Raw genomic sequence first — 21,610 nt, 5'->3', positions numbered from 1 at the left:
CACGATCGTGCCGGATATACGAGAGCTGGGGGCATTCATGGCGCATCCGGATGTCGACACCGTCATGACCGCGATCGACCAGTTGCTGGCCGGCGCCATGGACGAGGAGCAGATGCCGGTCGCCGCCGAGACGATGCGACGGCTTTTCAATGGCTCGAAAGCCTGCTTCGCCAGCATAGGCCCCGATCCGGAAGACTGGGCCGCCTATGCCACCCATCACGACGCAGCCTTGCAGGAACATTGCTTCGGCGAGCTGGCGTCGGAATTTGTCGAGATGGGCATGGCGCTGCGCGGCATCCCGCTCGGGGAGGTCTACCGGGATCATCAGGTCTACGGCATCGAGCCCCTGCGATGCTCGCGCGTCTGGCAGGAGTGGATGCGCCCGCAGGACATGTATGGCGGCATGGCCTGCCGCCTGGCCGAGAAAGGGCAGGCCTTCTGGTTCTTCGACGTGCAGCGCGGCCGCAACCAGGACGGCTTCGACAACGAGGACGCCGCACTGCTGCGCAAGCTCTATCCGGTGCTGCGGCGTGTCGCCGAGCTGCGTCGCCATATCGGCCGCGTCAAGGTCCAGCGCGACGAGGCGCGCGGTGCGCTCGACCGGCTCGCGCTGGGCATCGCGGTCCTCGATGCGGAACTGCGGATATCCTATGCCAATGAAGGTGCCGACGAGATCCTGGCCGAGCCCGACGGGGCGATCGGCCTGCGTCAGGGCCGCCTCTTCGCCCGGCAGCCGGGCGATCAACGCCGCCTGCGGCAGTTGATCGACGGCGCGCTGCGAAGCGCCCACGATCCGCTCGCCAACCATCACGCGAGCATGATCCTGCATGGCAGCGACGGCGGTCATTCGCTTTCGGCCTGCGTCATGCCTGCGGCTCCATCCCCTGCGCTCCCCCGATCGCATGGCCAGATCATGATCGCGCTCAGGCGCTTGGAGACGGCGACCGACATCGTCGCCTGCACCCGCCAGCTCTTCGATCTGACCGATACCGAAGCAAAATTTGCATCCGCCCTCGCAAGCGGGTCATCTCTGACGGAAGCGGCCGATATCCAGGGCGTGCGAATCTCGACCGCACGCACGCATCTGGCGCGGATCTTCCAGAAGACCAACACCCGCCAACAAAGCCAGCTCGTCTCGCTGCTGCGTAGCGCGGTCCTGCCTCTTCAGCCGCGCTGAGTTCCGTTCCAGCCGGACAAGGGCCGACGGAACGATGTCCCCCCACAGGACGGCGAAGTTCTCCGCTTCGCCCTCCACCCGACAATGAGCTTAGGCCGAGCTGGCCGGCCTCCTCATCCTCCAAATGACGGAGATATGACAACTGAGATCAGGCGCGCGCCGCCGGCTGGTGGAGTTCACCTCCCGTCATCGGCTGCGGCACCCCGGTGGTGGAAGGCAGGCTGAGCGGCAATCCCTTGACCGAGCGGATCGCGAAATAGGCGAAGATCTGCGCCTCCAGCGCATCGCCATTCCAGCCCACAGTCTCGACCGGTTCGATCGGGACACCGAGACGCTCACCGAGCCGTGTCATGAAATGCCGGTTGAGCCGCCCGCCCCCACCGACGAGCCAACGCTTCGGAGGGCGAGGTACGTGGCGCAAAGCCGCAACGAGGCTCTCGATGGTGAAGGCGGAAAGCGTGGCCGCACCGTCGGCATCGGAGAGCCCCTCGACGACCTGGGCACGACGATGGAAATCGTTGCGATCAAGCGATTTCGGCGCCGGCCGATCGAAGAAGGGATTGGCCATGAAGCCGGCGACGAGATCGTCATGGACGCGCCCGCTCCTCGCCAGCGCACCGTCCGCATCATAGGGCCGTCCGAGCCGGCGCAGCACGAAATCGTCGAGGATCGCGCTCGCCGGGCCAGTGTCGAAGGCGACGACGGTGTCGCCATCGATATAGGTGACGTTGCCGACGCCGCCGAGATTCAGCACCATCACCGGCTGCTCCAGCCTTTGCGCCAGCGCACGGTGATAAAGCGGCGCGAAGGGCGCGCCCTCGCCGCCAGCCGCGACATCGGCGTGGCGGAAGCGGTCGACGGCGGGAATTCCGAGCGCATCGGCCACCGCCTGCCCATCGATGAGCTGGCGGGTGAAGCGCCGTTCCGGGCGATGGTAGATCGTCTGGCCATGCAGGCCGATGAGATCGATCCCCGCCCAGTCGAGGCGATGATCGGCGACATAGCTGCGGATCGCGGCGAGATGATCGGCCGTGACGCCAGCTTCGAGTTCGCCCAGCGGCTCGGCCGAGGCGCGCTCGGCATCGGCGATGACGGCCTGTAGCGCCCGGCGCGTCTCATCGCGATAGGGATAGGAAGCACCAGCGCCGAAGGAGACGGCGTCGCGTCCGTCGCTCGTCACCAGCGAGACGTCGATGGCGTCCATCGAGGTGCCGCTGATCACGCCGATGGCGGTCAGCGTCTCCTGCGCGAGATCACGCTCAAGGCCGGCGCCGGGCAAGGCTATTCGCCCGGCTGGGGGCCTTCATAGCCGCCGATGATGATGAGGTCGGATTTGCCGGCGGCGCTCAGATGCTTGATCGCCTCCTGATATTCGGGCGAGGCATAGCAGGCACGCGCCGTCGCCTCGTCCTTGAATTCGATGACGACGTTGTGCTTGCGACCTTCGCCGCGGGCGAGCTTGTATTCGCCGCCGCGGACGATGAACTTCGCACCGTATTTGGCGAAGGCGACGGCGTTCAGGGAACGATAGCGACCATAGGCCTCCTCGTTCTCGACATCGACGCGCGCGATCCAGTAGCCTTTCGCCATCGGTCAGGCTCCCTCGACCGCGACGAGATCGATTTCGCCGGCGCCCTCGCGCAGCTTGCGGGCCTCGGCATATTCCGGCGAGAACAAGTAGGCTCGCGCCGAAGCGAAATCGTTGAACTCGATGACGACGTTGCGGGCGCGCCCTTCGCCTTCGCCGACGGTCATCTGGCCGCCGCGCACGATCGGCGTGCCGCCATAGATCTTCATCACCTCGGAAGATTTGGCGGCGTAGGCCGCCCATTTGGTCGCGTCGGTGACCTTGGCGCGGCCGATGACATATCCCTTGGGCATGGTGCAGTCCGTTGGCTGAATCGGGTCGGGGCGGAGCTTACGAAGCCGCGACGATCTCGTCCATGACCGCGCCCGCCGCCGCACGCGGGTCTGCCGCGCGGATGATGGGACGCCCGACGACGAGATGATCGGCGCCGACGCGGATCGCCTCGGCCGGGGTCAGGGTGCGCTTCTGGTCGCCGACGGCGCTGCCGGAGGGGCGGATGCCGGGCGTGACGATGACCATGTCGGGCCCGATGACCTCGCGCACGATCGCCGTCTCGGCGGCCGAGCAGACGATGCCGTCGATGCCGGCCGTGCGCGCCTGCTCGGCCCGCAGGCGCACGAGATCGCGCACCGCGAGCCCGTAGCCGGCATCCCGCAGGTCGCTATCGTCATATGAGGTCAGCGCGGTGACCGCGAGCAGCTTCAATTCGGCATCGCCGCGTCCCTCGACGGCGCCGCGCATGGTCTGCGGATAGGCATGGACGGTCAGGAAGGTGACGCCGAGCTTGGTCAGCGAGTCGACGCCTTCGGTCACCGTATTACCGATGTCGTGCAGCTTGAGATCGAGGAAGACGTTCTTGCCTTCGGCGACCAGCTGGCGCGCGAGATCAAGCCCGCCGGCGAAGGCAAGGCGATAGCCGATCTTGTAGAAGGTGACGCCGTCGCCAAGCGTCGAGACGAGGCGGTAGGCGTCCCAGACGGTCGGCACGTCGAGAGCGACGATCAGGCGGTCGCGGACATCGTTGATCTTCTGCATCATCAACCGGCTCCCTGAGTTTCGAGGGAAGGCGCATGATTCGAAGCGGGATGCAAGGCGTCCCGCGGCAGGCGCCGAGCCTCGCGCGCCACGCGGCACACCGCTCCGCGGGCACGAGGCGGCCCGAAGGGACAGCGGCCCGGAAGGGTGGAGATCAATCGGAACTGCGCGGGCAGTTGCGGCCAGACGTCCGGCTACGCCGCGTCACGCGGGTGCGTTGAAAACAGCCTCGAGATGATGGCCGTCCAGGTCGACGACGAAAGCCGCGTAATAATGCGGCCCGTAATGCGGTCTCAGGCCGGGCGCACCGTTATCCGTGCCCCCTTGCCCGAGCGCCGCAGCGTGAAACGCAGCGACGCTTTCCTGATCGGGTGCCGCGAAGGCCAGATGGAAACCCGGACCCGGCGGCTTCTGATCGCCGGGGCGGTGCTTCAAAGCGAGCTTGTCGCCTCCGCCATGCGAGCCGTAGCCCACAGCCTGCCCGGCCTCGCCAGGGCGAAGATCGGACCAGACCCTGACATACCCCAGCGGCGCCAGGGCCGCGTCATAGAACGCAGCAGCACGCTCGAGGTCGGAAACCCCGAGAGACAGATGATGCAGCATGAACGCGCTAAGAGCTGGAGGGGATCAAGCGTATCCCGGCAGCGGCAGTGTCTCTACGAGATCACCAGCGCTCGTAGCTACGACGATAGCCATAGCCAGGGCGCGGCCCATAACCCGGACGCGGACCATAGCCCGGACGGGGACCATAACCATAGCCGGGCCGCGGACCGTAGCCACGCCCATGTCCGTATCCACCGCGACCGTACCGCTGCTGGCGCGCGGTTTCCTGCATCATCATGAGCCGGCGCTCCTTGGCGGCGGTCATGCTGTACTCGACAGGCTGCTGATCGAGACCGGCGGCCATGTTCGCGGGCAAGGCTTGGGCATCGGCGGTCGTGGGCGAGGCAATTGCAGCACCGGCGATCGCCAACGCACCGACCAAGCTCGCGAAAAACGTCTTACGATTCATCTCACATCCAATCTTCAAGGCCGCGTTGCGGCGAACCGCACCAACTTAGCCATAGCTGGATTGTTCCAACGTTACTGGCAACCCGTCCATGCCGCCCGCACCTTGTGCACTGCAGCATAAATCTCCATATTCCCCCCGCCCAAGGCACCCTCCCTCACAACTTGAAAGGAGAGATCTGATGCTGGAACGGCACGATTCCGACTGCGCTGGCGAGAAGAAGAGCGAGCATCGGGACGATCGCGAGGAACAGGCGGACGACAAGGAGTTCTCGCCTCGCGCCTATCAACAAGGCTTCTGGAGCTAGGCTCAGATGACAAGAGCGGAGGGCTGACCGGCCCTCCGCCAACGTGCCGGGCAAGAGGAGCCCGCGCTATCCCAGGCATGGCCCTCGTCCACCTGCTGGCCTGCAGGCAGAAGCTAAAGTCTCGCGACTTGTGAGCAATGACATCTATGGAAAGTGGGTGTCCGCCATGCGCAGCGAGCAACCCTACCATTCTCCTCAACCGCCTTAAGATGGGCTTAAGGTCGCGGCTCGTACGAGGTGAGTCGCCACCAAGGCGTTAACTTGCCTTGGACCGAGTAAAAACAAGGCTGATACTGATCTATTTCTTGATCGATATTTAGCCGACGCAATGCGAAGGTCTGTTATGAGCAGTCAGTATATTCAGGGAATGGTCGATAATCTGAAGGGCGGGCGCCTGTCGCGACGCTCTTTCATCCAGAAGATGGCGGCATTGGGCATCACGGCCCCGATCGCGAGCCAGACCCTGGCCTGGAACGATGTCGCGATGGCGAACGCCACGCTCGAATACAAGCCGACCAAGGCCGGCGGCGGCGGGCCGCTGAAGATGCTGCTCTGGCAGGCGCCGACGCTGCTCAACCCGCATTTCGCCTCGGGCACCAAGGACCAGATCGCCTCGCGCGTCTTCTTCGAGCCGCTGGCCGGCTGGGACAAGGAAGGCAACCTCGTGCCGCAGCTCGCCGCAGAGGTTCCCAGCAAGGCCAATGGCGGTCTCTCGGACGACGGCACCACCGTCATCTGGAAGCTGAAGCCGGGCGTGAAGTGGCATGACGGCAAGCCCTTCACCGCCGACGACGTGGTCTTCACCTGGGAATACGCCGCCGATCCGGCGACCGCCGCCTACACCTCCGGTGCCTACAAGGACATCAAGGTCGAGAAGGTCGACGATCTCACCGTCAAGGTGATCTTCGCCAAGCCGACGCCCTTCTGGGCCGATCCCTTCGTCGGCGTCGCCGGCATGATCATCCCGAAGCATCATTTCGGCGAGTACAAGGGCGCAAAGTCGCGCGAGGCTCCGGCCAACCTGAAGCCCGTCGGCACCGGCCCCTACAAGTTCGCCGACTTCAAGCCGGGCGACATCCTCACGGGTACGCGCAACGAAGACTACCACGTCAAGAACCAGCCGCATTTCGACACGTTCGAGATCAAGGGCGGTGGTGACGCGGTCTCGGCGGCGCGCGCCGTGCTGCAGACCGGCGAATACGACTATGCCTGGGATACGCTGGTCGAAGACGAGGTCCTCAAGCGCATGGAGACCGGCGGCCGCGGCAAGATCAGCGCAGCCCCTGCCGGCGACATCGAATTCATCACCCTGAACACGACCGATCCGTGGACGGAAGTCGACGGCGAGCGCTCGAGCATCAAGACCAAGCACCCGACGCTGTCCGATCCGGCCGTTCGCCAGGCGATCAACCTGCTGATCGACCGCGACTCGATCCAGAAGTTCATCTATGGCCGGGCCGGCACCGCGACGGCGAGCTTCGTCAACGAGCCCAAGCAGTTCAAGTCGCAGAAGCTGAAATACGAGTTCAGCATCGACAAGGCCAACAAGATCCTCGACGACGCCGGCTGGAAGAAGGGCGCCGACGGCATCCGCGAAAAGGACGGCAAGAAGCTCAAATACGTCTACCAGACCTCGATCAACGCCCCGCGCCAGAAGGTCCAGGCCATCATCAAGCAGGCCTGCCAGCGCGCCGGCATCGATATCGAGCTCAAGTCGGTCACCGCTTCGGTGTTCTTCTCGTCGGACGTCGCCAACCCCGACACCTACACCAAGCTCTATGTCGACATGGAGATGTACACGACGACCCAGCCCCAGCCCGATCCGGAGCGCTTCCTCAACCAGTTCGTTTCCTGGGAAGTCGCCAACAAGGAGAACAAGTGGCTGGGCCGCAACGTCTCGCGCTACACCGATCCGGCTGCCGACGAGGCCTACAAGGCCGCGCAGAAGGAGCTCGACCCGGCCAAGCGCGCTGAGCTGCTGATCAAGGTCAACGAGATCTTCTGCGAAGCCAACGTCATCCTACCGGTGCTGTCGCGGAAGAAGGTCGTCGCTGCGGCGAACACCCTCTCGCATGACCACAGCGGCTGGGACGTCGATACCTGGAATCTTGCTGCCTGGTATCGCAGCTAACTCTCGGACAGCCCTCGCGGAGAGAAATCTCCATGAGGGCTCGCCGATAAGACATTGCCCCGCCAGCGCATGCCGGCGGGGCATTTTCATGCGTGGAGACGGTACGCACTCGAACAGCGCCGCCAAACCACCTGGCGATGCGAAAAGCGCTGCTCCCGACGAGCTTCCCGGCCTATCGCCCTTTTCCCTGGCCCGCGGCAGACGGGACCGGCTGCGCGATATGTGCCGGAAACTGCACCGAGACCGCTCCGACGATCACGACGAGGCCGATAACCGCGAGCCAAAGCCAAAAATCCAGCGGTGGTTTCTTGCGAATGGGCATGTCCTAGGAAGCCCGGACCGCAGCGGGTTGTTCCCCACAAAATGAATTCCCAGCGCTGAGAATGCCCCCTCGGGCAGGGCTCGAACTTTGGCGATGGCGTGGCGGAACCTGGGCAGGTTTTTGYCGTTATCGACCAGAGACACAGGAGGCGGCGATGGGCATTCTTGAAATCAGCATGATGTTGGCGTGCGCTTCAGCGATCGGCTTTTATATCGCCGACCGGGAAGATTGACGCTCGGCCAGCACGCCGAAGCAAGGACGCACGGATGCTCGCCGCATCTCTGCGGCGCCTGCCGGTTCGTCATTCGACCGGCGTGCACTCCATCCGAACGCGTTCGCCCGGCTGGCTCGCGGTCTGGCAGTTGACCCTAGCCGGCAGAAGCGGCGACGCCGTCGGCGGCGACACCACCGGAGCGGCCGCCGCAGCCGGGATCACCACGGCAGCAGGGACGATTGCGGGCGCGGGCGTCACCGGACGAGCGCGCGATGACGCCAATTGCGGCACAGGGACGGCAGGTTTCGGCTTTGGCGGCTTCCGCAGCTCCGGGGCTGCCGCCTGCTGCTCCACAGGCTCGACCGCCGGAAGCGGGTCCTGCGCGGTGATGACCACCGGCGGAGGTTGTTCGGGGGACGAGCGCCAGGGCGTCCATGAACTCAGCCGGGTAAAGGCTTCCATGGTCGGCCGGGTGATCGTCTCAGCAGTCGGCATCGACTGCATGCAACCGGAAAGCGCAACGCCGAAAAAGCACACGGCTGCGCGGTTCGGGATCGACAGCATCTTCGCCGCTCCTGCTGTAGATTGATCGCGAGCAGGCCGATGTTGCCTGCCCCTCCCCGTGCAAGTCAACCTTTAGCCGCATTCGCGACGGGTCGAATGGCGATGGGCGTTGCCCGGGCGCAACGGCACGGCGATACCCGATGACAAGTCAACAGTGATCCGCGCAACGCACATCGGCCCTGCCGGAAAGCGAATTACGGCCGGCGCGCCAATGCTCTAGGCCTCGCACTCCGTTCCTGGAGACAGCCGACGATGTCCTGGACCGCGCTGATCGGCTTTCTGCTGCTGACCGGTATCGCTGCCTATGCCCAGACGCTGACAGGCTTCGCCTTCGGCCTGATCACCATGGGCGGCGTGGGGCTGTCCGGGCTCCTCTCCCTGCCCGATGCCGCGATGCTCGTCAGCCTGCTGACCCTGGTCAATGCGACGCAGATGCTGCTCAAGGGCTGGCGCGATGTAGCCTGGCGGGAATTCGGGCTGGTGATGGTCACGAGCCTGCCGGGCCTGTTCATCGGCTACGAGCTGCTGGGTTGGCTCGCGGACAACCGGGCCGATCTGCTGCGGCTGGTGCTGGGCCTGGTCATCATCGTGTCGAGCCTGCAACAGGCGCGCAAACCGGAACCGCTGCGCCAGCAGTCGGCTCCGCCGAGCTTCCTCTTCTTCGGCGGCATCGCCGGGCTGATGGGCGGGCTGTTCTCGACCGCCGGCCCGCCGCTGGTCTACCACTTCTACCGTCAGCCGATGCCGCTCGTCGTGGTGCGGGAAACGCTGGTGACGGTATTCGCGCTCAACGCCCTGGTCCGCACCGGGCTGGTCGCGATCTCCGGCCAGGTTCCGTCGGCCTCGACGCTGTCAGGCCTGCTGGCCGTGCCCGTCGTGATGGGCGCGACCCATCTGGCGCGCCGCTATCCGCCGGCGATCTCGCAGCTTGCGCTCAAGCGCGTGGTCTTCGCGCTGCTGTTCCTGTCCGGCGTCGCGCTCGGAGCGCCCGCCCTCATCAGGCTGATCGGCGCCTGAAAGCCTGGGGGGTCAGAACTGCGGCACCTGCTCAGGCTGCTGCGCAGCCAGAACCTGCTGGAAGACCTGCGCCCAGACCTCGGGCGGCTGCGCACCGGAAACGGCGAGCTTGCCGTCGACGATGAAGAAGGGCACGCCGGTGACGCCGACCTTGCGGGCGTGATCCTCCAGCCCGATCACCGTCTCGCGCAGCTCGCCATTGGCGAGTTCGTCGCGGGCGGCCTGCTCGTCGAAGCCCTGCTCGACCGCGATCTGGACCAGCGTCTCGACGTCGCCGATATCGCGCCCGTCCTGCCAATAGGCCTTGAACAGCGCTGCGGTCATCTCGCCGCCGCGCTGCACGGTCGAGGCCGCCGCGACCAGCATATGGGCCATGCGGGTGTTGACGCTCTTCGTCACCTTCGCCCAGTTGAAGGTGACGCCGCTCTCCAGCGCCGCCTCCGACAGACGGACCTCGATCTCCCTACGCTTGCCGGGGCCGAACTTGCCTTCGAGATATTGCGTGCGGTCCATGCCGTCTTCGGGCATCTCCGGGTTGAGCTCATAGGGCAGCCAGGTGATGGCGAAGCGCTCGGTCAGGCCGTGGCGGTCGAGCGCCGTCTCCAGTCGAGCCTTGCCGATGAAGCACCAGGGGCAGGCGATGTCCGAGACGATCGCGAGCGGCAGCTTGTCCTGCATATCGATATCCTTCGTATCAGGCCGGCGGATAGCGATGCTGCCCGCCATGCCGGTCTTCTGCGACCGCCTCCGCGCCCGGTGTCTCGCAGCCGGAGAGGAAGGATGGGCCGACCGGAATCTTGCCGGCGCCGCCGGGAATGTCGAGGATATAGGTCGGCTGGCACAGCCCGGAAAGATGCCCGCGCAAGCTTTTGACGAGGGCCTGCCCCTCCTCCAGCGTGAGCCGGAAATGCGAGGTGCCCGGCGCCAGATCGGGGTGATGCAGGTAATAGGGCTTGATACGGTTCTCGACGAAGGCGCGCATCAGGGCCGAGAGCGTATCGACATCGGCATTGACGCCCTTGAGCAGCACGGACTGGCTCAGCAGCACATGGCCGGCATCGGCGAGCGTCGCTATGGCCTTGCGCGCGTCATCCGTGAATTCGCGCGGGTGGTTGGCGTGGATGGCGATGTAGCTGGCTTTGCCGGGGATGCGCAGCGCCTTGGCGTAGTCCGGCGTGATCCGGCCGGGATCGACCACGGGCACACGGGTGTGCCAGCGCGCGACCTTGATATGCGGAATGGCTGCGAGGCGTTTCGCCACCTCGCGGATACGGCGGGCGGAGAGGATGAAGGGATCGCCGCCGGTCATGATCACTTCCCAGATCTYGGGCCGGGAGGCGAGATAGGCGAGCGCTGCGTCGAGTTTGGCACCGGTCAGCGCATCGCCGCCGGGGCCGACCATCTCGCGCCGGAAGCAGAAGCGGCAATAGACCGGGCAGGCATGAACGAGCTTGAGCAGCGCCCGGTCCGGATAGCGATGAACTACGCCCTCGACCGGGGAATGAGCGTCGTCGCCGATTGGATCGGCCAGTTCCTGCGGCAGGGTGAGGAGCTCGGCCGCGCTCGGAATGAACTGGCGCGCGATCGGATCGGCAGCGTCGGCCGGATCGATCAGCGCGGCGATGGCAGAGGTTACCGATACGGCATAACGCTCAGCCACTGCCTGCAGGGCCTCGCGCCGCTCGGGCGCGGCGAGCCCGGCTTCGACGAGCGCGTCGATGCTGCGCAATGGCTGCCCGCCGGGAGGCTGGTGAACGGTCATGCCCCTCCCCTGCCCGGTTCCGCGACCGGCGTCCAGAGCACGTCCTCGATCCGGCGAGCGTCAACGCAAAGCATCACGAGTCGGTCGAAGCCGAGCGCGATGCCCGACGCTGCCGGCATCTGCGCGAGTGCCGCGAGGAAATCGGCATCGATCGGATAGCGCTCGCCATAGATGCGCTCCTTCTCGTCCATATCGGCCTCGAAACGGCGGCGCTGCTCGGCCGGATCAGTCAATTCGCCGAAGGCATTGGCGAGCTCGACGCCGCAGGCATAGAGCTCGAAACGCTCGGCCACGCGCGGATCGCCGGGCTTCGGGCGGGCCAGCGCGGCCTCGCTGATCGGGTATTCGCAGAGGATCGTGGCACGGCCGCGGCCGAGATGCGGCTCGACGCGCTCTGAGAGGATGCGGCTGAAGATGTCCGACCAGCTGTCGTCCGGGGCGACCCGGATGCCGGCCTCGATTGCATCGGCAGCGAGCCCGCCGCGGTCGACGTCGTGATCAGCCGTGACCGTGCGCAGCAGGTCGATACCGGCATGGCGGATGAAGGCCTCCTGCAGGGTGAGGCGTTCAGGCTCGGCGAAGGGATCGGCCTCGACGCCGCGCCAGCGCAGCGTGGTAGCACCCGCAGCGCGCGCTGCTTCGGCCATGAGCGCTGCGCAGTCCCACATCAGCACCTCGTAGTCCTCGCCGGCGCGATACCACTCCAGCATGGTGAATTCGGGGTGATGCAGCGCCGTGCGCTCGCGGTTGCGGAAGACGCGGGCGAAATCGAAGATGCGCGTCTCGCCGGCCGCGAGCAGCTTCTTGGCGGCGAATTCCGGCGAGGTGTGCAGGTAGTAGGGATGCGCCTCGGCGGCGTTGTCGATCAGCGTCGTGGCGAAACCGTGCAGATGGGTCTCGTTGCCAGGCGAGAGCTGCAGGATCGCCGCCTCCACTTCGGTGAAGTCATCAGCTTCGAACCAGCGCCTGAGAGCCGCCTTGACCCGCCCACGCGCCAGAAGCGCCGGGCGGCGGTCGGCATGAATGTCGGGCCGCCAGAATGGCGAGGGGGAGGAACTCATCGAATCTCGCGTGGATTGCGTCGGAAAGCTTTCGTTTCGCACGCGAATGCGGTAGGTGCGCGGCGACGAGATTTCGCATAGCGCGCGGGCGCGCCGCGCACCAGAAGGACATTCACGTGGTCAAGGTCATCGCCTCTTCCGTCCGCAAGGGCAACGTCCTCGAACTCGACGGGCATCTCTGCACCGTCATTTCGGCCGAGAGCTTCTTTCCAGGCAAGGGCACCCCGACGACGCAGATCGACATGCGCCGCATCGCCGACGGCGTGAAGATGACGCAGCGCTACAAGACCACCGAGCAGGTCGAGCGCGCCTATGTCGAGGACCGCGACTTCACCTATCTCTACCAGGATGGCGAACAATACGTCTTCATGAACCCCGAGACCTTCGACCAGATCCATGTCGACAAGGACGTCGTCGGCGACATGGCTCCGTATCTCCAGGAGAACATGAAGGTCTCGCTCTCGGTATTCGAGGACAAGGCCGTCGCGATCGAGCTGCCGCAGCGCGTGACCCTCGAAGTCGTCGAGACCGAGCCGGTGACCAAGGGCCAGACAGCCTCCTCCTCCTACAAGCCGGCGATCCTGTCGAACGGCGTGCGCAGCGCCGTGCCCCCGCATGTCGGCGTCGGTACCCGCATCGTCGTGATGACGACCGACGGCTCCTATGTCGAGCGCGCGAAGGACTGACCTGTCAGCGCAGAGCGCCGCGGAAAAATCTCCTCTATAGATTCACGCAGCGGGCCCTTTCCGGGCCCGTTGTCGTTTCCGGGGATATCCATGCCGCTCACAGTCCAGGCCGCCGCCCTTTCCGGCTTCGTGCAGACGCTTCACGCGCTCGACGCCATTCTCGACAAGGCCGTGGAACAGGCCGATACCCGCAAGATCCAGCCGGAAGTGCTGCTGTCCGCCCGGCTTGCGCCGGACATGCTGGCCTTCACCCGCCAGATCCAGCTCTGCTGCGACTTCGCCAAGAATGCCGTGGCGCGGCTCTCCGGCGGCGAGAACCCGCGCTTCCCCGACGAGGAGAAGAGCTTCCCGGAGCTGAAGGAGCGCATCGCCAAGACGCTCGCCTTCGTCGCGGCGGCCGATGGCGCCACGCTTGATGCCGGGCTTGCCCGCGAGGTCACCTTCCCGCGTGGCCCTTCTGCGACCGTGACGATGACGGGCGAGGCCTACCTGACCCGCTTCGCCATCCCGAACTTCTATTTCCACGCAACCACGGCCTACGACATCCTGCGCCAGAACGGCTTCCAGATCGGCAAACAGGATTTCCTGAAGGGCGTTTTCGACGCCTGAGCCGCTTGGCCCGATCAGCCCGGATGAGCGAGACAACCTCCATCGCGATCGAACGCGCGACTCCCCGGGATGCCGGGGAGATCGCCGCGCTCTATCTCGCCTCACGGGCCGAGGCCCTGCCCTATCTGCGCCGCTGCCATAGCGACGCCGAGGTGCGCGACTGGATCGGGACTGCTCGCCACCGGCGAGACCTGGGTCGCGCGCGAAGCCGGTCGCATCCTCGGCTTCATGACCGTGAACGGCGAGGAACTCGATCAGCTCTACCTGCTGCCGGGGCATTTCCGCCGCGGTCTCGGTTCGCTCCTGCTCGACAAAGCCAGGGAGCGCAGCCCGGCGCGGCTCTGCCTGTTCACCTTCCAGCGAAACCAGGCCGCCCGCGCCTTCTACGAGCGTCACAGCTTCCGCATCGTCGACGTCAACGACGGAGAGCGCAACGAAGAGGGCGAACCGGACGTTCTCTACGAGTGGCGGCCATTCGTTTGAGCCGGGGCTTGTAATCGGCGATGCCCGCCCCCATCTCAGGCTCACGGCAATGTTGAGAGCGTTCCACCGCTCTCCATTATCGTTGAAGACGGCCATGAGCCGAACGTTTGACGCCGGATGTACGCGCACCCGTTCAGGACATGGCCGTTGGTTCATTCCGAGGCCCGTAGCGGACATCCGCTGCGGGTCTTTTCGTTTCCGCCTTGCGCCTCGGCCAAGCCGGTCCCGACTATCCACCTCTTCCTTCGTCGATAGAGGTGTACAAGACGTCATGTTCGCCACAAGGGCGCGCTAGACGTCGCGGTCTTTCATCCCTGCAGGAACGGATTGTTCTGCCGCTCCTCGCCCAGCGTGCTCGCCGGGCCATGGCCGGGCAGGAACTGGACGTCGTCGCCGAGCGGCAGGAGCTTCGTCCTGATCCCCGAAATCAGCGTCTCATGGCTGCCATAGGGAAAATCGGTACGGCCGACGGAGCCGGCGAAGACCGTATCGCCCGCCAGCAGGAAGCGCAGATCGTTCTGGAAGAACGTGACATGGCCCGGCGTATGACCGGGAACATGCTGGACCGAGAAGGTCTGATCGCCAAGCGAGACTTCGTCTCCCTCCTTCAGCCAGCGCGTCGGCTTCACCGCCTTCATGTCCAGTATGTCGAAGCGCAGGCCCTGCTCCGGCAGGCCGTCGAGCAGGAACTTGTCCCCCTCATGCGGACCGATGATCGGCAGCGAAAGCGCCTCGGCCAATTCCGTGGCGCCGCCCGCATGGTCGAGATGGCCGTGCGTCAGCCAGATCGCGACCGGGGTGACGCCCAGTTCCTTCAGGGCTTCCCGCAGGCGCGGCACGTCGCCGCCGGGATCGACGATCGCCGCCTGCTTCGTCCGGGTGTCCCAGACGATGGAGCAGTTCTGCTGGAACGGCGTCACCGGCACGACGGCGATCTGGAGCGGTACTTCCGGCTTGTCGGTCATGCGGTCGCTTTCGGTTCGGGCAGGACGAAAGTGCTTACCGCCCGCCGCAGCGATTGGCGATGAGCGCGCGGTAATTCACCAGATCGCCGTCCATCTCGGAGACGTTGCGCTCCCGTTCGGCCCCGGCCTGGCAGGCGGCGAAGACCGAGCGGGACTTCTGGAGATAGGCGACATGCTCGCGATAAGCCCGGCACTGCGTCGCCTGGTCGGCGCTGGCCACGGCCGCAAGCCGGGCCTGCTGCTGGCGGAAGCCGGCCTCGTTCTGAAAGATGTCGCGCGAGCAGGTGGCCGGGCGCGGCTGTTGCGCCAGCACGGAGCCGGCCGACAATGCCGAAAAAGCGAGGATGACCGCCAGCCTCATCCGAGGTTCAGCTCCTTGAAGAAGTCGTTGCCCTTGTCGTCGATGACGATGAAGGCCGGGAAGTCCTCGACCTCGATGCGCCAGACCGCCTCCATGCCGAGCTCGGGATATTCGAGGACCTCGACCTTGCGGATGCAGTCCTGGGCGAGGCGCGCGGCGGGTCCGCCGATCGAGCCGAGATAGAAGCCGCCATGCTTCTTGCAGGCTTCCCGAACCGCTGCAGATCGGTTGCCCTTGGCGAGCATCACCATCGAGCCGCCGAAGGACTGGAACTGGTCGACGAAGGAATCCATGCGGCCGGCCGTGGTCGGGCCGAAGGAGCCGGAGGCGAAGCCCTCCGGCGTCTTGGCCGGACCGGCATAATAGACCGGATGATTCTTCAGATAATCCGGCATGCCCTGCCCGGTCTCCAGCCGCTCGCGAATCTTGGCATGCGCCGAGTCGCGCGCGACGATGATGGTACCCGTCAGCGAAAGCCGCGTCTTGACCGGGTACTGGGTGAGCGTGGCGAGAATCTCGCTCATCGGCCGGTTGAGATCGACCTTGACGACATCGCCGCCGAGCCCGGCCTCGTCGACTTCCGGCAGGTACTTCGACGGGTCGGTTTCCAAGGCCTCGAGGAAGATGCCGTCCTTCGTGATCTTGCCCTTGGCCTGGCGGTCGGCCGAGCATGAAACGCCCAATCCGATCGGCAGCGAGGCGCCGTGGCGCGGCAGGCGGATGACGCGGACATCGTGGCAGAAATACTTGCCGCCGAACTGCGCGCCGACACCGAGCGCCTGCGTCAGCTTATGGACCTCCTCCTCCATCTCGAGGTCGCGGAAGGCATGGCCCGAGGGCGACCCTTGAGTCGGCAACGCATCGAGATATTTGGTCGAGGCGAGCTTGACGGTCTTGAGGTTCTGCTCGGCCGAGGTGCCGCCGATGACGATGGCCAAGTGGTAGGGCGGGCAGGCCGCCGTGCCGAGCGTCAGGATCTTCTCCTTCAGGAAGGCGATCATCCGCTCCTTCGTCAGTAGCGAGGGCGTCGCCTGGAAGAGGAAGGTCTTGTTGGCCGAGCCGCCGCCCTTGGCGACGAAGAGGAATTTATAGGCGTCCTCACCCTCGGCATAGATATCGATCTGCGCCGGAAGATTGGTCGCCGTGTTCTTCTCCTCGAACATCGAAAGCGGAGCGACCTGGGAATAGCGCAGGTTGCGCTTGAAATAGGCGTCGTAAACACCTTCCCCCAGCGCCTCCTCGTCGTCGCCCTCGGTCCAGACCTTGCGGCCCTTCTTGCCCATTATGATGGCGGTGCCGGTGTCCTGGCACATCGGAAGGACGCCGCCGGCGGCGATGTTCGCGTTCTTGAGGAGATCGTAGGCGACGAACTTGTCGTTCGAGGTCGCCTCGGGGTCGTCGAGGATCTTCTGGAGCTGGGCGAGATGGCCCGGGCGCAGCAGATGGTTGATGTCGATGAAGGCCTGCTCGGAGAGCTGGCGGATCGCCTCGCGCGAGACGCTCAGCACCTCACGGTCGCCAATTCTTTCGACGCTGACGCCCTCGCTGCCGAGTTTGCGATAGGGCGTCGTGTCCTCGCCGAGCGGGAAAAGGTCGACATGCGTATAAGCCATGGCTGGCGGCTCCGAAACAGGGCGCGCCGCGTTACAGGCATGGAAGACGCGACGCCAATCCAGCCGGCGTCATAGCCGCTCAGCCTGTCGCCTCCAAGCAGTCTTTAATGCGTTTAAGCTTAAGCGGCCTGTGCAGCCGATTCCGCCAGAACCGCGTAGATCATGGCGGGATCGCGGATCTTGCGGACCTGCTCGAGCACCGCCTGATTGCGCAGCACCCGGGCGACACGGGCCAGCGCCTTGAGATGGTCGGCGCCCGCCCCTTCCGGCGCGATCAGCACGAAGATGATATCGACGGGCTGGCCGTCCAGCGCATCGAAATCGATCGGCCGCTCGGTGCGGGCGAACAGCCCGACCAGACGCTCGATGCCCGGCATGCGGCCATGCGGGATGGCGATGCCCTCGCCGATACCGGTCGAGCCGAGGCGTTCGCGCTGAAGCAACGCCTCGAAGATCTCGCGATCGGGAAGGCCCGTCAGGGTGGCGGCATGCTGGGCAAGCTCCTGGAGAGCCTGCTTCTTGCCGTTCGCCCGCAGCGGCGAAATCACCGCAGCAGGGCTCAGGAGATCGGTCAGCGTCATTCGCCCGTCCATGCATGTCCCGTGCCGGCCGAAAAGCCGTCGGCGCGGGTCAGGTTCGACGGCCGGAGCGGGTCGCCCGCCGGCCTCAGGACAACGATGCCGGTGGGTCGATCCAACCGATATTGCCGTCGCCGCGGCGGTATACGATGTTCATCCGGCCATTGCCAGCGTGGCGGAAGATGATGACGGGCGCACCGGTGAGATCGAGTTCGGCAACAGCATCGCTGACCGTCAAAACATGCAGCGATTTGGTGCTTTCGGCCACGATCACCGGGTTGTCACCATCGGAAATCCCGTCGAATTCCTCGATTTCGTCATCTGGCGCCGCGATCACATAGCTGGGGATTTCGATCCCGCCATCGCGGCCATTGGTACCCGAGCGGTCCTTCAGCCGGCGCTTGTACCGTCGCAGCCGCTTCTCGATGCGCTCAGCCATCTTGTCGAGGCTGGCATAGGCATCATGCGCGGTGGCGGAGGCTTCCAGCGTGATCCCGGAGGAGAGATGGATCACGGTGTCGGTGCGGAAGGCCGAGCCATCCTTGTCGACCGTGACGTGGCCCTGATAGCCGCCCTCGTAATATTTGCTGACGGCTGCAGCGACCCGCTCCTCGGCCTGGCCGCGCAGGGCCTCGCCGACATCGAGATTCTTGCCGGAGATTCGCAAGCTCATGGAGTGCTTCCCCTTGTTCGCCATGGCCAGTGGTCGGCCATCTCTAGGAGCTAAGAACCGCGAGTCCGGGATGTCAATGAGAGAGGGCCGTCATAGCCCTCATGCGGCAAAGCTTTGGAACAAAACCGCTCGACGCTAACCGAGCGCCATCGCGACCTTCTCCCGCCGCCGCTCCATCGAAGAAGGGATGCGCAGGGATTCGCGGTATTTCGCCACAGTGCGCCGGGCGATGTCGATTCCGCCGGCCTTCAGCCGGGCGACGATGGCGTCGTCCGAGAGCACGTCGGACGGGCTCTCCTCGTCGATCATCTGCTTGATACGGAAACGCACGGCTTCGGCGGAATGCGCCTCGCCATAGCCTGTCGCCGCGATCGCCGCCGAGAAGAAATATTTCATCTCGAAGACTCCGCGCGAGCAGGTCAGGTACTTGTTCGAGGTGACGCGCGAGACCGTCGATTCATGCATGCCGATGGCATCGGCGACGGTCTTGAGGTTGAGCGGGCGCAGATGCTCGATGCCATGGGCGAAGAAGCCGTCCTGCTGGCGCACGATCTCGCTCGCGACCTTCAGGATGGTGCGGGCGCGTTGCTCCAGCGAGCGGGTCAGCCAGTTCGCCGTCTGCAGGCACTCGGCGATGAAGGCCTTCTCCTCGTCGTTGCGGACCGCCTTCGAGACACGGGCGTGATAGGTCTGGTTGACGAGCAGGCGCGGCAGCGTGTCGGGGTTGAGATCGATCAGCCAGGAGCCGTCGGGCGCGGAGCGGATGAAGACATCCGGCACCACGGTCTCCGCCGCCGAGCCGCCGAAGCCGCGACCGGGCTTGGGATCGAGCCTGCGGATCTCGCCGACCATATCGGCGATATCCTCGTCATCGACGCCGCAGACACGTTTCAAGGCAGCGAAATCGCGCTTGGCGACGAGGTGAAGATTCGCGATCAGGGCCTGCATCGCCGGATCGAAGCGATTGCGATCCCGTAGCTGGATGGTGAGGCACTCGGCGACGTCACGCGCGGCGATACCCGAGGGATCGAAGCTCTGGACCACGCGCAGCACGGCTTCCACCCGCTCGACCCCGACACCGAGGCGCTCTGCGATATCGGCGATGGGCTCGCCGAGATACCCGCTGTCGTCGACCGCGTCGATTAGGTGGCTGCCGATGATCCGCTGCGCCGGGTCGATGACCGCCAGGTCGAGCTGCGCGCTGAGATGGTCGTGCAGCGAGATTTCCGCCGTGAGCCCGCTCTCGAAGCCCTCAGGCCCATCCTCGAAGGAGCCGCTGCGCGAACCGTAGGCGCCGCCGATGACCGGCAGGCTGTCGGCGCCGGCGGAATCGCTGCGGGCGACGCTCGGCTGCTCGCTCTGGAAAACATTGTCGAGGCCGGTGCCGAGCCGACCTTCCATGCCCTCCTGCGTATGCAGGCTCTCGGCACGAGCGAAGCTCTCAGGGTCGGCGGCATGCGGGTTGTCGGCACCATCGGCCCGCGACGGCGGCTCCGCCCCGTCGTCCCGTTCCAGCAGCGGGTTCCGTTCGAGTTCGCCGTCGACGAAGTTCTGGAGTTCGAGATGCGACAGCTGCAGGAGCTTGATCGCCTGCAGCAGCTGCGGCGTCATCACCAGGGACTGGCCCTGACGTAGCTCCATGCGCGGCATCATCGCCATGCGCCAAAGGCCTTTCCCCGCCGCGCGCCATCCGGCACGCTTCTTGCTTGTGAAAAGACCCTAGCGCCAGCTTAGCGCCACGTCAAAGCCCTGCCTCGTTTGTGCGCAGAAAATTTGATGCGCCGCAACATAACAGCGCAAAGCCCGGCAGACGCCCTCGACCTCAGAGACGGAAATCCTCGCCTAGATAGACGCGGCGGACATCGGGATTGGCGATGATCTCGGCCGGCGAGCCTTCGGTCAGCACCCGGCCGGTATGGATGATATAGGCGCGATCGACGAGGCCGAGCGTCTCGCGGACATTGTGGTCGGTGATGAGCACGCCGATACCGCGGTCGGTCAGCTGGCGCACCAGCGCCTGGATGTCGCCGACGGCGATCGGATCGATACCAGCGAAGGGCTCGTCGAGCAGGATGAAGGAGGGCTTGCCCGCGAGCGCTCGGGCGATCTCGCAGCGGCGGCGCTCACCGCCCGAGAGAGCGATCGAGGGCGCCTTGCGCAGGCGGGCGATGGTGAATTCCTCGAGCAGCTGATCGAGCTGACGCTCGCGCGCCTTGCGATCAGGCTCCACCACCTCCAGCACGGAGCGGATATTGTCCTCGACCGAAAGGCCGCGGAAGATCGAGGCCTCCTGCGGCAGGTAGCCGATGCCGAGCCGCGCGCGCTGGTACATCGGCAGCGCGGTGATGTCGTCACCCTCGAGCGAGATCACCCCGAAATCGGCCGCGACCAGCCCGGTGATCATGTAGAAGATCGTCGTCTTGCCGGCACCGTTGGGGCCGAGCAGGCCGACAGCCTCGCCCTGGCGCAGATAGAGGCTGGCGTCGGACACGACGGTTCGTCCGCCATAGCTCTTGCGCAGATTGCTGACGGCGAGGATGCCGGGGCCGCCGATCGCAGCAGCCGAAGCCCCGAATCCGGCTCCACTCGCCGAGCGGCTTCGCCCGCCGAAGAGCCCGCGCAGGCGCCCGAACGCGCCGTTCGATGTCGGAGTCTCGGTGCGGGTGGGCATGGCGGCGGGGCTGGGCGCTTCGGAGACGGTCACTGCGGCACGATCAGTTGGTGAGCTTCATCAGTTGGTCGGCTTGGGCGCCGGCTTGGCGCCGGGCTTGTTCGCGTCGGCCTTGTTCGCATCGCCGGAGTTCGGCACGAAGAAGCCCTGGACGCGACCGCCCTTGTTGGTCTCGACATTGGCGACGCCGGTGACCGTGTTGTAGGTCAGCTTCTCCCCGCGGGTGATGTTCGGGCCATCGTTCAGCGCCACATTGCCGGTCATGATCACCACGTTGTTGGCGCGGTCGAACTCGGCGTTGTCGGAGGTCGCGGCCTGGGTCTTCGAGACCACCGTCACCGGACCCTTGCAGAGAATGCGCTTGATCGAGCTGTCATTGCTCTGGCCGTTGCCCCCATTGGCGGCGGGCGCAGCAGGCGCAGGCGTCGCCGCCCGGCCTGAGGCGGCACCGCCCTGTCCGCCGGCACGCCCTTCGTAGAGCACGGTCATCACAGTGCAGCGCACCGTGGTCTCGCCCTGGACCGCGACGACATTGCCGGTGAAGACGGCCTTGTTCTCCTTGTCGAGCACGTCGAGCTTGTCGGCGTCGATCTTGATCGGCTCCTTGCTGTCGCCGCCGAGGCCGCCCAGCGGAGAGGAGGCGCTGCCGCCGCGTGGCTTGCCCTGCGCAGCCTGCGCGAAAGCCTCCTGCGGCAAAGTCAGCAGAACGAGGCCCGCTGCCAGCAGCAGGCCTGCGCCGCAGAAACCCCTGGCGAAGCGGAACGTCTGGCTTGCCGTGCTCATA

Annotated in this window: 25 protein-coding genes; 8 read left to right on the top strand and 17 right to left on the bottom strand. The window is 65.5% G+C overall.

The window, feature by feature from the left end:
* Positions 1–37: 37 nt before the first annotated feature.
* Positions 38–1,177 carry a helix-turn-helix transcriptional regulator gene (locus AC1DVA_RS00380; protein ID WP_265051974.1) on the top strand — a complete coding sequence of 380 codons (1,140 nt, stop codon included), beginning with the start codon at positions 38–40 and terminating at the stop codon, positions 1,175–1,177.
* A gap of 148 nt (positions 1,178–1,325) precedes the next feature.
* On the opposite strand, the gene AC1DVA_RS00375 is transcribed toward AC1DVA_RS00380, so the two are convergent.
* The 6 genes from AC1DVA_RS00375 to AC1DVA_RS00350 all read right to left on the bottom strand — a co-directional run bounded on the left by AC1DVA_RS00375 (position 1,326) and on the right by AC1DVA_RS00350 (position 4,812).
* Positions 1,326–2,456, bottom strand: coding sequence for an anhydro-N-acetylmuramic acid kinase (locus AC1DVA_RS00375; RefSeq protein ID WP_476804600.1), 1,131 nt, complete (start codon positions 2,454–2,456; stop codon positions 1,326–1,328).
* A 2-nt stretch (positions 2,457–2,458) separates the two neighbouring features.
* On the bottom strand, positions 2,459–2,767 hold the full coding sequence (locus AC1DVA_RS00370; protein WP_476804599.1) for a DUF1330 domain-containing protein: 309 nt from the start codon (positions 2,765–2,767) through the stop codon (positions 2,459–2,461).
* A gap of 3 nt (positions 2,768–2,770) precedes the next feature.
* Positions 2,771–3,058, bottom strand: a complete 288-nt coding sequence (locus tag AC1DVA_RS00365) for a DUF1330 domain-containing protein (RefSeq protein WP_038360503.1) — start codon at positions 3,056–3,058, stop codon at positions 2,771–2,773.
* A 37-nt stretch (positions 3,059–3,095) separates the two neighbouring features.
* Positions 3,096–3,803, bottom strand: a complete 708-nt coding sequence (gene pyrF, locus AC1DVA_RS00360) for an orotidine-5'-phosphate decarboxylase (RefSeq protein WP_476804598.1) — start codon at positions 3,801–3,803, stop codon at positions 3,096–3,098.
* A gap of 201 nt (positions 3,804–4,004) precedes the next feature.
* Positions 4,005–4,403 (bottom strand): VOC family protein, encoded by a 399-nt coding sequence (locus AC1DVA_RS00355; protein ID WP_476804597.1) that lies wholly within the window; start codon positions 4,401–4,403, stop codon positions 4,005–4,007.
* Positions 4,404–4,464: 61 nt separating this feature from the next.
* The gene (locus AC1DVA_RS00350) at positions 4,465–4,812 is read right to left on the bottom strand and encodes a hypothetical protein (protein WP_476804596.1); all 348 of its coding nucleotides are present in this window, start codon (positions 4,810–4,812) and stop codon (positions 4,465–4,467) included.
* 178 nt (positions 4,813–4,990) lie between these two features.
* On the opposite strand from AC1DVA_RS00350, the gene AC1DVA_RS00345 reads away from it, so the two are divergent.
* The 4 genes from AC1DVA_RS00345 to AC1DVA_RS00330 all read left to right on the top strand — a co-directional run bounded on the left by AC1DVA_RS00345 (position 4,991) and on the right by AC1DVA_RS00330 (position 9,364).
* Entirely contained in the window at positions 4,991–5,116 is a 126-nt protein-coding gene (locus AC1DVA_RS00345; RefSeq protein WP_265051968.1) for a hypothetical protein, read from the top strand.
* 343 nt (positions 5,117–5,459) lie between these two features.
* Complete coding sequence (locus AC1DVA_RS00340) at positions 5,460–7,247, top strand: peptide ABC transporter substrate-binding protein (RefSeq protein ID WP_476804595.1); 1,788 nt, start codon at positions 5,460–5,462, stop codon at positions 7,245–7,247.
* A 588-nt stretch (positions 7,248–7,835) separates the two neighbouring features.
* Entirely contained in the window at positions 7,836–8,372 is a 537-nt protein-coding gene (locus AC1DVA_RS00335; RefSeq protein ID WP_476804594.1) for a hypothetical protein, read from the top strand.
* Positions 8,373–8,599: 227 nt separating this feature from the next.
* The gene (locus AC1DVA_RS00330; protein ID WP_476804593.1) at positions 8,600–9,364 is read left to right on the top strand and encodes a TSUP family transporter; all 765 of its coding nucleotides are present in this window, start codon (positions 8,600–8,602) and stop codon (positions 9,362–9,364) included.
* Between the two features lie 12 nt (positions 9,365–9,376).
* Here AC1DVA_RS00330 and AC1DVA_RS00325 read toward each other — a convergent pair whose 3' ends face one another.
* From AC1DVA_RS00325 to epmA, 3 genes are read right to left on the bottom strand one after another with little or no spacing between them, the layout of a single operon-like run.
* Entirely contained in the window at positions 9,377–10,090 is a 714-nt protein-coding gene (locus tag AC1DVA_RS00325; protein ID WP_476804592.1) for a DsbA family oxidoreductase, read from the bottom strand.
* Positions 10,059–11,126 carry a lysine-2,3-aminomutase-like protein gene (locus AC1DVA_RS00320; RefSeq protein ID WP_476804591.1) on the bottom strand — a complete coding sequence of 356 codons (1,068 nt, stop codon included), beginning with the start codon at positions 11,124–11,126 and terminating at the stop codon, positions 10,059–10,061. The genes AC1DVA_RS00325 and AC1DVA_RS00320 overlap by 32 nt, the downstream gene beginning before the upstream one ends.
* On the bottom strand, positions 11,123–12,187 hold the full coding sequence (gene epmA / locus AC1DVA_RS00315) for an EF-P lysine aminoacylase EpmA (RefSeq protein WP_476804590.1): 1,065 nt from the start codon (positions 12,185–12,187) through the stop codon (positions 11,123–11,125). The genes AC1DVA_RS00320 and epmA overlap by 4 nt, the downstream gene beginning before the upstream one ends.
* A gap of 116 nt (positions 12,188–12,303) precedes the next feature.
* On the opposite strand from epmA, the gene efp reads away from it, so the two are divergent.
* The 3 genes from efp (at position 12,304) to AC1DVA_RS00300 (ending at position 13,965) form a co-directional block, all read left to right on the top strand.
* Positions 12,304–12,873, top strand: coding sequence for an elongation factor P (gene efp / locus AC1DVA_RS00310; RefSeq protein ID WP_265051961.1), 570 nt, complete (start codon positions 12,304–12,306; stop codon positions 12,871–12,873).
* Positions 12,874–12,963: 90 nt separating this feature from the next.
* Positions 12,964–13,482 carry a DUF1993 domain-containing protein gene (locus AC1DVA_RS00305; protein ID WP_265051960.1) on the top strand — a complete coding sequence of 173 codons (519 nt, stop codon included), beginning with the start codon at positions 12,964–12,966 and terminating at the stop codon, positions 13,480–13,482.
* A 69-nt stretch (positions 13,483–13,551) separates the two neighbouring features.
* Positions 13,552–13,965 (top strand): GNAT family N-acetyltransferase, encoded by a 414-nt coding sequence (locus tag AC1DVA_RS00300; protein WP_476804589.1) that lies wholly within the window; start codon positions 13,552–13,554, stop codon positions 13,963–13,965.
* Between the two features lie 308 nt (positions 13,966–14,273).
* Here AC1DVA_RS00300 and AC1DVA_RS00295 read toward each other — a convergent pair whose 3' ends face one another.
* From AC1DVA_RS00295 to AC1DVA_RS00260, 8 genes are all read right to left on the bottom strand, one after another.
* Complete coding sequence (locus AC1DVA_RS00295; protein WP_265051958.1) at positions 14,274–14,930, bottom strand: MBL fold metallo-hydrolase; 657 nt, start codon at positions 14,928–14,930, stop codon at positions 14,274–14,276.
* A gap of 34 nt (positions 14,931–14,964) precedes the next feature.
* Complete coding sequence (locus AC1DVA_RS00290) at positions 14,965–15,291, bottom strand: hypothetical protein (protein WP_476804588.1); 327 nt, start codon at positions 15,289–15,291, stop codon at positions 14,965–14,967.
* Positions 15,288–16,904 (bottom strand): fumarate hydratase, encoded by a 1,617-nt coding sequence (locus AC1DVA_RS00285; RefSeq protein ID WP_476804587.1) that lies wholly within the window; start codon positions 16,902–16,904, stop codon positions 15,288–15,290. Before AC1DVA_RS00285 ends, AC1DVA_RS00290 begins: the two co-directional genes overlap by 4 nt.
* Before the next feature lie 119 nt (positions 16,905–17,023).
* Positions 17,024–17,485, bottom strand: coding sequence for a PTS IIA-like nitrogen regulatory protein PtsN (ptsN, locus tag AC1DVA_RS00280; RefSeq protein ID WP_265051955.1), 462 nt, complete (start codon positions 17,483–17,485; stop codon positions 17,024–17,026).
* Positions 17,486–17,570: 85 nt separating this feature from the next.
* Complete coding sequence (hpf, locus tag AC1DVA_RS00275) at positions 17,571–18,155, bottom strand: ribosome hibernation-promoting factor, HPF/YfiA family (RefSeq protein WP_265051954.1); 585 nt, start codon at positions 18,153–18,155, stop codon at positions 17,571–17,573.
* Positions 18,156–18,290: 135 nt separating this feature from the next.
* Positions 18,291–19,814: an RNA polymerase factor sigma-54 gene (gene rpoN / locus AC1DVA_RS00270; RefSeq protein WP_476804586.1), complete on the bottom strand. Its 1,524-nt coding sequence runs from the start codon at positions 19,812–19,814 to the stop codon at positions 18,291–18,293.
* 163 nt (positions 19,815–19,977) lie between these two features.
* Positions 19,978–20,826 (bottom strand): LPS export ABC transporter ATP-binding protein, encoded by an 849-nt coding sequence (gene lptB / locus AC1DVA_RS00265; protein WP_476804768.1) that lies wholly within the window; start codon positions 20,824–20,826, stop codon positions 19,978–19,980.
* A 60-nt stretch (positions 20,827–20,886) separates the two neighbouring features.
* Entirely contained in the window at positions 20,887–21,609 is a 723-nt protein-coding gene (locus tag AC1DVA_RS00260; protein WP_265051951.1) for an LptA/OstA family protein, read from the bottom strand.
* Position 21,610: the final 1 nt, after the last annotated feature.

The sequence above is a fragment of the Allobosea sp. P4_C6 genome, assembly GCF_056402015.1.
This window is presented reverse-complemented; position numbering and strand designations above follow the sequence as displayed.